This window comes from Microbispora sp. NPDC049125 (genome assembly GCF_040802045.1).
Classification (GTDB): Bacteria; Actinomycetota; Actinomycetes; order Streptosporangiales; family Streptosporangiaceae; genus Microbispora.
This window is the reverse complement of the sequence record NZ_JBEZDW010000014.1, coordinates 155,073-167,659: the sequence shown is the minus strand read 5'-3', so window position 1 is coordinate 167,659 and position 12,587 is coordinate 155,073. Positions and strand designations below refer to the sequence as shown.

13 protein-coding genes are annotated in these 12,587 nt (G+C 69.7%); 5 read left to right on the top strand and 8 right to left on the bottom strand.

The genetic code is table 11. The annotated features are described in order from the left end of the window. Positions 1-705: 705 nt before the first annotated feature. Both AB0B72_RS18605 and AB0B72_RS18600 read left to right on the top strand, forming a co-directional pair. A complete protein-coding gene (locus AB0B72_RS18605) occupies positions 706-1,137 on the top strand; it encodes a hypothetical protein (protein WP_367740037.1) in 432 nt (143 codons plus the stop codon). 226 nt (positions 1,138-1,363) lie between these two features. After that, complete coding sequence (locus tag AB0B72_RS18600; RefSeq protein WP_367740036.1) at positions 1,364-1,726, top strand: YciI family protein; 363 nt, start codon at positions 1,364-1,366, stop codon at positions 1,724-1,726. A gap of 255 nt (positions 1,727-1,981) precedes the next feature. Here the strand turns inward: AB0B72_RS18600 and AB0B72_RS18595 are convergent, their stop codons facing one another. After that, positions 1,982-2,818, bottom strand: coding sequence for an SAM-dependent methyltransferase (locus AB0B72_RS18595; RefSeq protein WP_367740035.1), 837 nt, complete (start codon positions 2,816-2,818; stop codon positions 1,982-1,984). A gap of 160 nt (positions 2,819-2,978) precedes the next feature. After that, positions 2,979-4,037, bottom strand: coding sequence for an LLM class flavin-dependent oxidoreductase (locus AB0B72_RS18590; protein ID WP_367740034.1), 1,059 nt, complete (start codon positions 4,035-4,037; stop codon positions 2,979-2,981). Between the two features lie 196 nt (positions 4,038-4,233). Here AB0B72_RS18590 and AB0B72_RS18585 point away from each other — a divergent pair, with 196 nt between their 5' ends. Then, positions 4,234-5,232: a PmoA family protein gene (locus AB0B72_RS18585; protein WP_367740033.1), complete on the top strand. Its 999-nt coding sequence runs from the start codon at positions 4,234-4,236 to the stop codon at positions 5,230-5,232. A 128-nt stretch (positions 5,233-5,360) separates the two neighbouring features. On the opposite strand, the gene AB0B72_RS18580 is transcribed toward AB0B72_RS18585, so the two are convergent. Then, entirely contained in the window at positions 5,361-6,449 is a 1,089-nt protein-coding gene (locus AB0B72_RS18580; RefSeq protein ID WP_367740032.1) for a Gfo/Idh/MocA family protein, read from the bottom strand. Between the two features lie 145 nt (positions 6,450-6,594). Further along, positions 6,595-7,227, bottom strand: coding sequence for a TetR/AcrR family transcriptional regulator (locus AB0B72_RS18575; RefSeq protein WP_367740030.1), 633 nt, complete (start codon positions 7,225-7,227; stop codon positions 6,595-6,597). A gap of 105 nt (positions 7,228-7,332) precedes the next feature. Here AB0B72_RS18575 and AB0B72_RS18570 point away from each other — a divergent pair, with 105 nt between their 5' ends. Beyond that, complete coding sequence (locus tag AB0B72_RS18570; RefSeq protein ID WP_367740029.1) at positions 7,333-8,214, top strand: alpha/beta fold hydrolase; 882 nt, start codon at positions 7,333-7,335, stop codon at positions 8,212-8,214. A gap of 4 nt (positions 8,215-8,218) precedes the next feature. Here AB0B72_RS18570 and AB0B72_RS18565 read toward each other — a convergent pair whose 3' ends face one another. Continuing rightward, complete coding sequence (locus AB0B72_RS18565; protein WP_367740028.1) at positions 8,219-8,767, bottom strand: ArsR/SmtB family transcription factor; 549 nt, start codon at positions 8,765-8,767, stop codon at positions 8,219-8,221. 110 nt (positions 8,768-8,877) lie between these two features. Between AB0B72_RS18565 and AB0B72_RS18560 the strand changes: the two genes are divergently transcribed. After that, a complete protein-coding gene (locus tag AB0B72_RS18560; RefSeq protein WP_367740027.1) occupies positions 8,878-9,825 on the top strand; it encodes a DUF2218 domain-containing protein in 948 nt (315 codons plus the stop codon). Positions 9,826-9,858: 33 nt separating this feature from the next. Here AB0B72_RS18560 and AB0B72_RS18555 read toward each other — a convergent pair whose 3' ends face one another. The 3 genes from AB0B72_RS18555 to AB0B72_RS18545 all read right to left on the bottom strand — a co-directional run bounded on the left by AB0B72_RS18555 (position 9,859) and on the right by AB0B72_RS18545 (position 12,451). Beyond that, the gene (locus tag AB0B72_RS18555) at positions 9,859-10,332 is read right to left on the bottom strand and encodes a PPOX class F420-dependent oxidoreductase (RefSeq protein WP_367740026.1); all 474 of its coding nucleotides are present in this window, start codon (positions 10,330-10,332) and stop codon (positions 9,859-9,861) included. Positions 10,333-10,352: 20 nt separating this feature from the next. Then, positions 10,353-10,727 (bottom strand): hypothetical protein, encoded by a 375-nt coding sequence (locus tag AB0B72_RS18550; protein ID WP_367740025.1) that lies wholly within the window; start codon positions 10,725-10,727, stop codon positions 10,353-10,355. A 260-nt stretch (positions 10,728-10,987) separates the two neighbouring features. Beyond that, positions 10,988-12,451 (bottom strand): alpha/beta hydrolase, encoded by a 1,464-nt coding sequence (locus tag AB0B72_RS18545; protein WP_367740024.1) that lies wholly within the window; start codon positions 12,449-12,451, stop codon positions 10,988-10,990. Positions 12,452-12,587 lie beyond the last annotated feature (136 nt).

The following is a 12,587-nucleotide window of genomic DNA, read 5'->3' as shown; positions in this document are numbered from 1 at the left end:
CCACCCCCACCGCTACACCACCCACCGCAACCCCGACGGCACCTGGACCCTCCTCCACCACCCCAAACGCCACCACCACATACCCACACCCCACCGCTAACCCAGTGGCCCCACCCGCCAACCACGCCACCCAACCCCGAACAACAGCGGGCGCACCCACACCGCCACGAATCATCACCGGCCCCAAGGAGCCCGACACCGGCACCGGCACCGACACCGACACCGACACCGACACCGAAGGACTTAGAGCCTGTTCACAGATGCTTAAGTGCGGGTGCGTAGAGGGCTGGACCGATCTTGTGATGTGGCCTTGCTGTGACCGTGGGACAGCTGGACGCGGAAGCCGTTGACGTGTCGACTGCGAGGAAGGCGGCCAGCTCGGTGCCTTTCCATGGCCGCCAGCGCTGGGCGGCCAGGAGTTCCAGGACCTTGCCGCGCCGGTCGGGGCCGGTCAGCGCCGGCAACGGTGGAGGGCCGTTCCAGCAGCCGTGGCCTGGCGGTCCTGCCAGGTCACGGGCGAGGCGGCGGGTCATCTGGTGGACGCACAAGTTGGCCAGGTTCATCAATGAGGGCCGAACGTGACCCGCTTGACGGCGAACGTACACAAAATCTCGCCCGGACTTGTCCGAACACGGCAACCGAGTCAGGATCAGTTTAGCCTTCAACTAATCGGTTGGAGGGGCACTTGCACGGATGAGGAGAGGCATGAAGCGCACCATCCCCGTTCTCGCCGTCGCCGCCGGCGTCCTCGGCGCCACGCTCACCGGCGTCAGTCCCGCGTCCGCCGCCGCTGCGGTCGACTGCTCCACGGGCGGGTACACCCGGGTTCTGACGAGCTACGTCCCCACCAACGTCCAGCGGCCGGCGGTGGACGGTCGTAGCTACAACATCTCCGGTCCGGTGGCGTATACGTACGAGGTCTGCCTCGACATCCCGGACACCTCGACGTTCACGATCGAGGCACGGATCCGGTACGCCGACGGGTCCACAAGCGTGTTCGTGGACGACCGGCCCGGGGACAAGGTCTTCCGCTACTCGCCCGGCGCCTACGGCTTCTGGCAGGTCTACGGCACGATGACCGGGCCCGGCAGTACCTACATCTACTACACCTGGAACGAGAAGCAGATCCCGGCCTGACTCGGAACGGGCCGGCCGCCTCGCTCGGCGAGGTGGCTGGTCCTCCCCTCTCGAGCGGCCCTCCCAGTCGGCACTCTCAGTCCGCCCTCTCAATCAGCCCTCTCAAGCGGCCCTGACGCGGAATTGAGCGGGAAAATGTCGGTAGGGATGTCGAGGACGGCGCGCCCGCTCCGACAACCAGACGACAGCGCGCCGACGGGGTGCGCGGGCCGGAAGGATGCCCGAGATGAAGTATCTGCTGCTGATCTACGGCAACCAGGAGAAGTGGAGCTCGATCCCGGCGGAGGAGTGGCCGGAGGCCCTCGCCAAGCAGGCCGCGTTCAACGAGAAGTACAGGGAGACCGGCGAGTTGCTGGGCGCCTACGGACTGGCCGACGCGGCGGCCGCTCAACTGGTGCTGCGCAAGGACGGGGCCCCGGCCGTGACCGACGGCCCGTATCTGGAGACCAAGGAGTACATCGCCAGCTTCTGGCTGCTGGACTGCGAAAGCGAGAAGCGAGCGCAGGAGATCGCGGCGGACATGCCGTGGGCCGATGTCGAGCCGGTCGAGTTGTGGCCGATCCTGCACGAGGCCGCACCCGACCTGTGACCCTGGGCCGGGGTCCTGGGGGGACCTGCCGCGCGAGCTTGCGCCGCAGGCCCCCGGCAGGCCGGACGCCGAAGGGCCGTGGACTTGCGACCGCCCTTTTTCTGAGGCGGTGACGTCGTTTCCCTTGTCGCTCCGGCCCGCTCGTACTCCCCAGATTCGATCACACCCCGATCCCCCGGTTCGTACCCGCAGGTGGAGAAGTGGTCAGTCGAGAAGCGGTCATACGGGGCCGTGCTGCCGGTGGCCGGCGGGGATTCAGGGTTTGCGGCCGAGGCCGCAGAAGCCGGCGACTTCGGGAGGCGTGCCCCATGGGCTCTCTTCCGCCCGCCACCGTGACATGGAGACGAGACCGGGCTCCACCATCTCCAGGCCGTCGAAGAAACGCAGGACCTGTTCCCGGGTGCGGGCCGCGAGCGGGCTGTCCGCCTTCTCGTTCCACTCCTGCTGGGCCTGGGTGTTGGCCTCGACGGTCGTCTGGTCGCCGATGTCGAAGGTGGCATGGGTGAGCGCCAGGTAGCTGCCCGACGGAACGGCGTCCAGCAGGCGGCTCACGATCGCGCGGGCCTCGTCGAAATCGGCGATGAAGTGCAGGATGCCCAGCAGCATGATGGCGACCGGCCGGTCGAAGTCGAGTGTCTGAGCTGCGGCGTTGAGGATCTTCTCGGGTTCCCGCAGATCGGCGTCGAGGTAGTCCGTGGCGCCCTCGGGGCTGCCGACGAGCAGGGCGCGGGCGTGAACCAGCACAAGCGGGTCGTTGTCGACGTAGACGATGCGCGACTCGGGGGCGATGCGCTGAGCGACCTCATGGGTGTTGTCCATGGTGGGCAGCCCGGTCCCCACGTCGAGGAACTGCCGGACGCCCGCCTCCCCCGCCAGGTAGGCGACGGCACGCCCCAGGAACGCCCGGTCCGCGCGGGCGATATCAATGATCTGCGGAAAAACGCTCCGGTACTGTTCGCCGGCCTCCCGGTCGACCGGGTAGTGATCCTTGCCGCCCAGGAAGTAGTTCCACACCCTGGCGCTGTGCGGCACGGTGACGTCGATCTTCGGCGGCGGCTCATCGGAGGTCGGGGAGAGGTTGTGCTTGGCCACCAGGCTGTCCTCCTGTACCGCTGTAGTGATGGGTCAGATGCTAGTCCGTCGATGGATCATCGCCATGACGGGGATCTCCTCGCGGGCTGAGCGGGACGTACGTCGCGCTCAGCCCGTGCGGGGTGGCAGCCTGCTGATCGTCAAAGACCCATCCGTGCCGTCATCCGGCCGGGGCAGCGGCCGGGGTCTGGGCCAGGAGCTCCTTCACCCGCGGAACGACCTCCTCGCCGTAAAGGCGGATCGTGGTCATGAGCTTCTCGTGCGCGAGCGTCCCGGAGCTGTACTTGAGCTCGAAACGGTCGACGCCGAGCGTACGCACCGTCTTGGCGATCTTCGCGGCCACGGTCTCCGGCGATCCGACGTAAAGGGAGCCCTCATCGGCCTCCGACTCGAAGCGGCCGCGGGTGGTGGGGCCCCAGCCACGCTCACGGCCGATGCGATCGTGCATGGCCCGATAGTGCGGCCACAGCTCCTCGCGCGCCTGCTGGTCGGTCTCGGCGATATGGCCCGGGGAGTGCACGCCGACCGGCAGCCGCTCGACCTCGAGCTGGGTGAGGGCGCGATGATAGAGCTCAACGTACGGCGCGAAACGCTCCGGCGCCCCGCCGATGATGGCGAGCATGAGCGGCATCTCGTACCGCGCCGCGCGCACCACGGACTCGGGACTGCCGCCGACGCCGATCCAGGTGCGCAGCCGTCCCGACTCCGTCTTCGGATACACATGCTGGTCCTTCAGCCCGGGACGGAGCCGCCCCTGCCAGGTGACCGGGCCCTCTCCGAGCAGATGGGAGAACAGGTCGAGCTTCTCCTCGAACAGCGCCTCGTACTGTGAGAGGTCGTAACCGAACAGCGGGAACGACTCCGTGAACGAGCCGCGGCCGAGGATGATCTCCGCCCGTCCCCGGGACACCGCGTCCAGCGTGGCGAACTTCTCGAACACGCGCACCGGGTCATCCGAGCTGAGCACGGTCACCGCGGTGCCGAGACGGATGCGCTCAGTGCGCCCGGCGATCGCCGCCAGCACGATCTCCGGGGCGGAAACGGCGAAGTCGTCCCGGTGATGCTCACCGATGCCGATCGCGTCGATCCCCACGCTGTCGGCGAGCACGGCCTCCTCGACGACGTTGCGGATCACCTGCGCGTACGGCAGCCGCTTCCCGTCCGCGTCGGTGGTGACGTCGCCGAACGTGTCGATCGCGAACTCAATGGGTGCGGACATTCCTTCGCCTCTTTCTCTCCTGCACGAGCAGTAGACGCCAACCACCGCGTCGCGAGGAGAATTCCGGCACGCGCCCACGCCCCGAAGGCACGGTCAGAAGGCACCCGTTCGGGTCGCTGCGGGATACTTGGCGCACCGCGAGGCCGAGGCGGCAGCGGACGAGACGGCGCGGACGAGCACGAAGGGAAGCTGCGCGGTGCGATCGGGAGACGTCCGGAGTGCCGGAGCGGGCGGCCGGGAGCCGGCGTCGGCCGGGTTGGACATCGTGCACGAGCAGGGCGAGGCGGTGCTCGTACGCCGGCGAGACAGGGATCTCCTCCGGTACGTCTACCGGCCCTCGGAGTCGCCGCTGGAGGCGCCCCGGCCGTACTTCCACCCGGTGCGCACTCTCGGCGGCGAGCTCGTCACCCTCTACCGGCCTCGTGATCACATCTGGCACAAGGGCGTCTCCTGGGCGTTGAGCAACGTCGGCGAGGAGAACTTCTGGGGCGGGCCGACCTATGTGCGCGACCAGGGCTACGTGCAGCTCGACAACGACGGCACCCAGCTGCACACCGGCTTCGAACGGCTCGGCGCGTCGAGCGATCAGGCCGACGTCGTCGAGAGCCTCGACTGGGTGACCCAGGCGGGCGGGCGGATGTTCACCGAGCGGCGGAGCTTCTCCGTACGGGTCCACCTCGGGCTCGGCGCGTGGCAGCTCGCGTTCTCGACGGAGATGACGAACGTCGGCGGCGTCGCCGTCTCCCTCGGCAGTCCAAGCAGCCGGGGCCGGGAGGCGGCCGGCTACAGCGGACTCTTCTGGCGCGGCCCGCACTCGTTCTCCGGCGGCGTCGTGCTGACCCCCGACGGCGCGGGCGGCGAAGAGCTGATGGGCGTGCGCTCCCCCTGGCTCGGCTTCGCCGGCCACCACGACGGCGCCGGGACCGACACCGGGACCGGGACCGGCTCGACGGTCGTCTTTCGTGATCACGAATCCAACTACTGCCATCCCACCCGGTGGTTCGTGCGCTCGGGGACGTACGCGGGAGTGTGCCCGGCCCCCTTCTTCGACACCGAACACGACGTCGAACCAGGCGCGACGCTCCGGCTGCGCTACGACATCCTGGTGGCCGACGGGGTCAGGGACGTCGCCGGCTGCGCCCGATTGGCCGCCGAAGCCGGGCGCACGGACCTCCTGGCGGCGGAGCACCCGTGAACTGAAGCCGTCCGAGCGCCGTCTTCCGTGCGAACGACCTGCCGATCCTCGGCGCGCCCCCGCCTGAGTGCGGGCATCCCTTCGCCGACGCTTCGGCCGTGGAGCCGGAGCAGCCCAGGGGCCTCATGTCACCACGCCGGGCCGTCCCCCTGCATGCGGTGGTGGTGCGGGGATGCGGGGCCGAGGTCCTCCGGGCACACGGGGGTGCCGCCGAACGCGGAGGCGTAGATGCCGGCGACGAGCTGAACGGTCGGGCGCGCGTCCTTCGTCGACACCGGTGGCGCGGCGCCTTCCCGCAGGGCCGCCATGACTTCGCGGAACTGGGCGAGGTGACCGCTGCCCACGCCCCACGGCCCGGCTTCCCACACCGCGCGCACCTCCTCCTCGTGTCCGGGTGCGGGCGTCAGCACCCAGTCGGCGTCGGTGTAGCCGTACAGGTGCCTGACCTCGACGGAGGCGTGCTCGAAGTCGAACCGCAGGTAGCTCTCCTCTCGCGGTGAGACGGCGCTGTTAACCACGGACGCGACGGCGCCGCCGTCGAACGCGACGTGCGCCAGCGACACGTCCTCGGTCTCGGTCCTGCGCGCCTGCCTGCGGGCGAGGGCGTTCACCGACGTCCACGGGCCGAGCACCGACAGCATGAGGTCGATCTGGTGGACGCCGTGGCCCATCGTGGTGCCGCCGCCCTCGGTCTCCCACCGCCCGCGCCACTCGACGTCGAAATACGCCTGATCGCGGAACCACGTGGTCTCGCACAGGGCCAGCAGGGGCCGGCCGGCCACGCCGGAACGGAGCAGCTCACGCACCCGCTGGGCGCCGGATCCGAACCGGTGCTGCGACACCGTGGCGACGAATCTCCCCGTGGCCTTCTCCGCGTCGATCAGCCTGTCGAACTCGGCGAGCGTCGGTGTCGCCGGCTTCTCGACCACGACATCGCATCCGGATGCGAGGGCGGCGAGCGCCACCGGGACGTGCGCCGCCGGTGGCGTGCAGATGCTGACCAGGTCCACCCGCGCCTCCTCCAGCAGCGTGGCGGCGTCCGGGTACCGGGCGGCGACGCCGAACTCCGCGGCGAACGCCCCCAGGCGGGCGGCGTCCGTGTCGGCCGCCGCGACGAGTTCGACCTCCCCCGTCTCCCCGGCGATGGCGCGCAACGCCTCGGCATGGAGACGGGCGACGCTGCCCGTGCCGACGATGGCCGTGCGGATCGGTTTCACGAACGCTCCTGCGGGTGGGGGGAACCGTGGATGTCCGAACTCGTGACCGCGCGGACTTCCGGGGCCGGGGCGCACCTCTGCTGGAAAGCGCTTTCCAAGCTAGAAGGAAGCGCTCTGGCGGACAAGGCCCGAACGCGGCAGCCGGTCAGCCGCGGCCGGCGAGCCCGTGGTGCAGCAGCCCGGTGAGCGTGTCGATCGCTTCGTCGTCTCCCAGGGCGCGGCCGATCGGCTCTCCGCCCCCCGCGATCCAGACGCCGCAGAACCCTTCGAGCAGGGCGTTGAACGCCGAGGCCAGGACCGCCGGATCGCCCGGCAGCTCGATCCCCGCGGCACTCAGCCGCGACAGATGCTCCCGCATGACCTGCAGCTGGCCGTACCTGATCTGGGCCAGCCGCTCCGCGAAGCCGGGCTCGACGATGGCCGCCTGGCCGAGTGCCAGGATCTCGGGCAGGTGCGCCTTGTAGGTCTGCCAGTACGCGGCCACCCTGGCCCGCAGAGCGGGCTCGTTCGACAGGTCGTCGCCCGCCTCGTGGACGGACAGCTCCTCCCCCGCCTGTGCGAGCCAGTCGTTCAGCAGCGCCTGGAGCACCTCCTGCTTGCTCGCGAAGTGCTTGTAGAACGAGCCCGCCGAGCGTCCCGCCTCCGCGGTGATGTCGGTGATCTTGGCGTTGAGGTACCCACTGCGGGCGAACACCCGGCGGGCGGCCTCCTTCAGCGCGATCTCGGTCTGGGCGGCCATGGCCTTACGGCTCCCGGGCGCCGGCTCGGTTGCGGACACAACGCTCCCCTTGACAGTCGCTCCCCATTCAGTGAACATGAAGTCAGTGAATCGAGATTCACTGAAAAACCGTTCATAGCAAGTATGACCCAAGGAGGCCTTCCCATGATCGGTACGGCGCGCAACGGGGACGTGGAACTCGCCTACGAGACCTTCGGCAGTCCGCATGGAGAGCCGTTGCTGCTGATCAGCGGTACCGGAGTCCAAATGCTGATCTTTCCCGAGGACCTGTGCGACGCGTTCGTGGAGATCGGCTTCCACGTGGCGAGGTTCGACAACCGGGACACCGGGCTCTCCACCCATCTGACGGGCTCCCCGGCGCCCGGCTGGCTCAAGACCATGCTCCGCCCGTCCTCCGCGCCGTACCGGCTGGAGGACATGGCGCGGGACGCCGTCGCGGTGATGGACGCGCTGGGATGGACCTCCGCGCACCTGGTCGGCACATCGCTCGGCGGGATGATCGCCCAGACCGTCGCCGTCGAGCACCCCTCCCGGGTGCGCACGCTCACCTCTGTCATGTCCACCCCGTCGGCCAGGATCGGCACGATGCCCTCGTTCGGCACCATCCGGGCCCTCATGGCGATCGCGGGCGCCCCGGTGAACGGCCCGGACGACGCCGCGCGGGAGGCGGTGGCCATGAAGAGGCTGATGGGCTCCCCCGCCTACCCGTTCGACGAGAAGGCGACCGGTGAGATCGCCCGCCGCTCCTACGAGCGTCACCCCGGCACACCCGAGGGCGACGCCCGGCAGCGGGCCGCGATCAGCGCCTCCGGAGACCGGCGCGCGAAGCTGGCCGGGGTCACGATCCCCACCCTCGTCCTGCACGGCGAGGAGGACCCGATCATCCGGCCCAAGGCGGGCCGGGCCACGGCCGCGGCCATCCCCGGTGCCCGGCTGGTCACCTACCCCGGCATGGGCCACGACCTTCCCAGAGCCCTCTGGCCGTCCATGCTCGGCCACATCCGGGCTCTGGCCTTCGGCGGCTGAGCCGTCAGCCGGCGTCGTCCGGCGGCAGGGCGGGGATGTCGGCCCGGTACAGGCTGAGCAGCAGGCCGTACGCCTCTCCCCGGGAGCTGTCGGCGGGAAGCGGCTCGGTGACGTACTCCTGGAGCCGGGCGGCCATCGCGCGGGCCTCGTCCGGCGCGAGCCAGAGGTGACGCAGCACGGTGTGGCCGGGCTCGCCGGGACGGGCGGGCAGCATCTCGGCGAGCGCCGCGTTGAGCAGGAACTCGGTGCCGGCGTCCGCGTCGTCGTCAAGCTTGAAGCCCCGGCTGACCAGCGCGAAGTACTGCTCCGTGCCGCCCCGCACCTGCCGGGTGCCGGCCAGGCGGACGAGGCCCGCCTCCCGCAGGACGCGAACGTGATAGCCGATGGTCCCCTTGGTCGACCCCAGGGCGGACGTCAGCTGGCTCAGGGTCGCGGGCCGCTGGCGCAGGACGTTCACCATGCGATGGCGGACCGGATGTCCCAGTGCCTTGAACTGCGCGGCCGAGTGCAGGACCAGGTGATCGGGCTCCGGCTCGGTCAGCTCATCTCCCACAACGCCAAGTGTCGAGGAACCTCGACGGTTTGACAAACCGTCCGGTGGTGACAACATCATCGAAGTGTCGACGTTGTTCGACACTTTGGACACCACGTTAAGGAGCTCAAGTGCCCACCTCGACCGCATTTGTTCCGACGGATCGCTCGACGCGCTACATCAAGCAACTGGTCTCTCACATGGGCCACAAGGCCGCCGCCGAGATCGCCGGCGACGGCAGGGGGACCATCACGCTCAGCCGGGGCGCCTGCGTGCTCACCCCGTCCGGAGACCACCTGGAAATGATCGCCACGGCGGTGGACGACGAGGCCCTGGCGACCGTTCAGGACGTCGTCACCCGCCACCTGCTGCGTTTCGCCACGCAGGAGGAGCTGAAGGTCGAGTGGACGGCTCCCGCGGCGGGAGACGCACTGCAGATCGTCGACCCGGTCGCCGGCGACTACCTGCTCACGCACTCCACCCCGGCCGACGACCTGCTCAACGAGCTGGTCGTCAGGACGCGGGAGGCCACGGGCGACGCGTCGGGAATGCAGATCTCCTCCGACGAGGGCGCTCTGCTGACCATGCTGGTCCGCATGGTCGGCGCCAGAAACGCCGTCGAGGTGGGGGTGTTCACCGGCTACTCCTCCATCTGCATCGCCCGGGGGCTGCCCGAGGACGGCCGCCTTCTCGCCTGCGACGTCAGCGACGAGTGGACCTCCATCGCCAGGGAGTACTGGGAGCGGGCGGGCGTGGCCGACCGCATCGAGCTGAAGATCGGCCCGGCGATCGAGACCCTGCGGGCGCTTCCCTCGGAGCCGTACATCGACATCGCCTTCATCGACGCGGACAAGGTGAACTACCCGGCCTACTACGAGGCGATCGTCCAGCGCCTGCGCCCCGGCGGCCTCGTCGTGCTGGACAACGTGTTCCTCGGGGGCCGCGTCTTCGACCCGGCGTTCCAGGAGGAGCATCACCGGGCGGTCCGCGGCCTCAACGACCTCATCGTGGCCGACGACCGGGTCGACTCGGTGATGTTGCCCGTACGCGACGGCGTGACCCTCGCGCGGAGGCGCTGATCACGTACGGGCCGGGGGCGACGGGCCGGCCCGTCATCTCATGCCGTTGATCTTCTCTGGCTTGATGACGAAGATGACGCGCACCTGGTCGCGGCCTCCGTACCAGGGGTAGGGCGCTCCGAGGTACTTCTGGGAGAGCGCCTCGATGTGCTCGGCCGCGCCCTCGGTGGTGACCTCGACCACCCGGCCGCGCACCTGGAAGTAGCGGGAGGGGTCGTCCCGGTCGGAGACGGCGACGGCCACGCGCGGGTCGCGCTCGATGTTCCTGGTCTTCACGTGGCCCCGGACGCTGTTGATGAGCACGTGCTCGCCGTCGGTGTCGACCCAGGTCTGGGTCAGCTGCGGCGAGCCGTCGGCCATCGTGGTGGCGAGGTAGCAGATGCTCGGCCGGCGCAGCAGCGCGAGCAGTTCTTCGACGAGTTTCACGGTGATCCAGTCGTACGCGGTGCTCTGTCGGGTTGCCCGGTCGGCAGCATACGCGGCCTTCGGCAGCCCCATCAGTCCCATCGAGGCGGGGTGGTCACAGGTCAGCGGTAGCGGAAGCCGTCCAGGAAGCGGCGGAACAGGCCGCCCGCGCGAGGAAGGGGCGGCCCCGGCGGCGGGGCCACCGGGCGCTGCCGGGCGATGGGCTGGTCGTAGTCGGTGCGCGCGATGGCGTCGACGACCTGCTGCTCGTCGAAGTCCTCGGACCCCTCGATGGTGGGGACGAAGCCGACCAGCATCCCGTCCCGCATGACCTGGGCTTCGAGGCCCGCCGTGCCGTCGGTGTCCCACTCCGCCTCACGCCCGCCCGGCAGCCGGACGCGTATCCCGAACTGGTCCACGCCGACCCTCGCCAGATGGCCGTCGACGCCGCGCTCACGCAGCGCGTCGACGACCCTTCGCGCCCGATTCTCTTCCACCGTTCCCACGGTAACCCTCCCCCGCCGGACCGCGCGCCGTCATGAAGCCGCAGGCCACGCGAGAAGCTGGAACCAGACGGACTTGCCGTACGGGGTGCAGCTCGCGGAGAAGATCCACTTCAGCGAGTCCCTGATCAGCGGGGTCGAGACGGGCCGGCTCCCGGCCGGGACCGAGCAAGCGGGCCGGGCGTGATCACCCCCGGAACCACGCCCGGCCCGCGCTCCCATAATAGGAAACCTTGTTGACCAAAGCTCTGGGTTCAGAGCTTGGGACACCGGGCGCCGGCCGTCGGCGGGGTGAGCGAGAGCAGGTACCGGTCGACCTGTGTGTCGACACAGCTCGACCCCGTCCGATAGGCGGTGTGGCCGTCGCCGTCGAAGGTCAGCAACCTGCCGGAGGACAGCTGCGACGCCAGGGCCTTCGCCCACTGGTACGGCGTGGCGGGGTCGCGGATGGTGCCGACCACCATGATCGGCGGCGCGCCCTTCGCGTGCAGAGCATGAGGAGTCGTGGTGCTCTTCACCGGCCAGTACTTGCACGGATCCCCGCCGGCCGTCACGTAGTCACCCAGCAGCGAGGACTGCTTCACGGGAGCGGCGGCCGTCGCCGAGTAGGGGCGGTCGAGGCAGTTGACCGCCGTCTGGGCGTCGGTCTCGTTCGGGTACGAACCGTCCTCGCGCCGGCTGTAGTAGAAGTCGGCGAACCGCAGCAGCGTCGTGCCGTCGCCCTTGAACGCGGCTGCCAGCCCCTGGCGCAGGTACGGCCATGCCTTCTGGTCGTAGAGCGGGGCGATGACACCTGTCACGACGGCGCTCTCGTTGATCGTGCGCTTGTCGAGGGTGTTGCGCAGCGGGGTCGTGTCCACCTTGTGCAGCAGGGCGGTGAGCTCCGCGGCGGCCTTGTCGGCGGTACGGCCCTTGAACGGGCAGTCCTTGGCCGTGAAGCAGTCGCGGGCGAAGGACCGGAAGGCCGTCTCGAAGCCGCGCGCCTGGATCGCCGCCGTCTCCGCCCGCGGCGCCGCCGGGTTGAGCGCGCCGTCGAGGACAAGGGCGCGCACCTTCCCGGGGAACAGGTCGGCGTAGGTGGCCCCCAGAAGCGTGCCGTACGACTTGCCGAGATAGGTCAGTTTGGAGTCACCGAGAGCGGCGCGGAGCACGTCCATGTCGCGGGCGGCGTCGGGGGTGCCCACATGCGCGAGCAGCCCGCCGGACCTGGCCTGGCACCCCTCGGCGAACCGGCGGGCGCCCTGCTCGAGCGCCTCCTTCTCGGCCGGCGTGTCGGGTGTCGGGTCGAGCGCGATGTACTGGTCGAACTGCGGGCCGTTCAGGCAGCGTACGGGTGAGGAGTCGGCGACGCCCCGGGGGTCGAAGCCCACGATGTCGAACCTGGCCCGCAACTGCGGGGAGACCACGCTCGCGGCCGACCGGGCGTAGTCGACGCCGGAGCCGCCGGGGCCGCCGGGGTTCAGCACGAGCGAACCGATCCGGTCCCGGCCGGAGGCCGGCAGCCGGATCACGCTGATCGATATGCGTTCCTTGGCCGGATGCGCGTAGTCGAGGGGAACGGCCAGCATGGCGCACTCGAACCCGTTTCCGCAGGCGCTCCAGCTCAGGTGCTGGGTGTAGAAGGTCTGCCTGAGCGGGTCGGGCGGCCGGTCGGCGGTGAAACCCGTCGTCAGCAGCCCGGCGGCCAGGGAAAGGACCATGAGAGAACGGTGTGCCATTTCATTCACCCTCATCGCGGCGACTTATATTTCCGTTGATTGAGTGATAAAGGCCGCCGCTTGCGAGCTTCTTGAGAGCCGCTTACCAGCTTTCACCTGCGGTAACGCGGTGGAACGCATTGGAACGCATGGAACG

What these genes read in the sequence shown, in the direction of transcription:
- AB0B72_RS18570 (WP_367740029.1), top strand. Translation starts at nt 7,333, where the DNA reads ATGATCGGTACGGCGCGCAACGGGGACGTGGAACTCGCCTACGAGACC.
- AB0B72_RS18545 (WP_367740024.1), bottom strand. Translation starts at nt 12,451, where the DNA reads ATGGCACACCGTTCTCTCATGGTCCTTTCCCTGGCCGCCGGGCTGCTG.
- AB0B72_RS18605 (WP_367740037.1), top strand. Translation starts at nt 706, where the DNA reads ATGAAGCGCACCATCCCCGTTCTCGCCGTCGCCGCCGGCGTCCTCGGC.
- AB0B72_RS18590 (WP_367740034.1), bottom strand. Translation starts at nt 4,037, where the DNA reads ATGTCCGCACCCATTGAGTTCGCGATCGACACGTTCGGCGACGTCACC.
- AB0B72_RS18600 (WP_367740036.1), top strand. Translation starts at nt 1,364, where the DNA reads ATGAAGTATCTGCTGCTGATCTACGGCAACCAGGAGAAGTGGAGCTCG.
- AB0B72_RS18555 (WP_367740026.1), bottom strand. Translation starts at nt 10,332, where the DNA reads ATGGGACTGATGGGGCTGCCGAAGGCCGCGTATGCTGCCGACCGGGCA.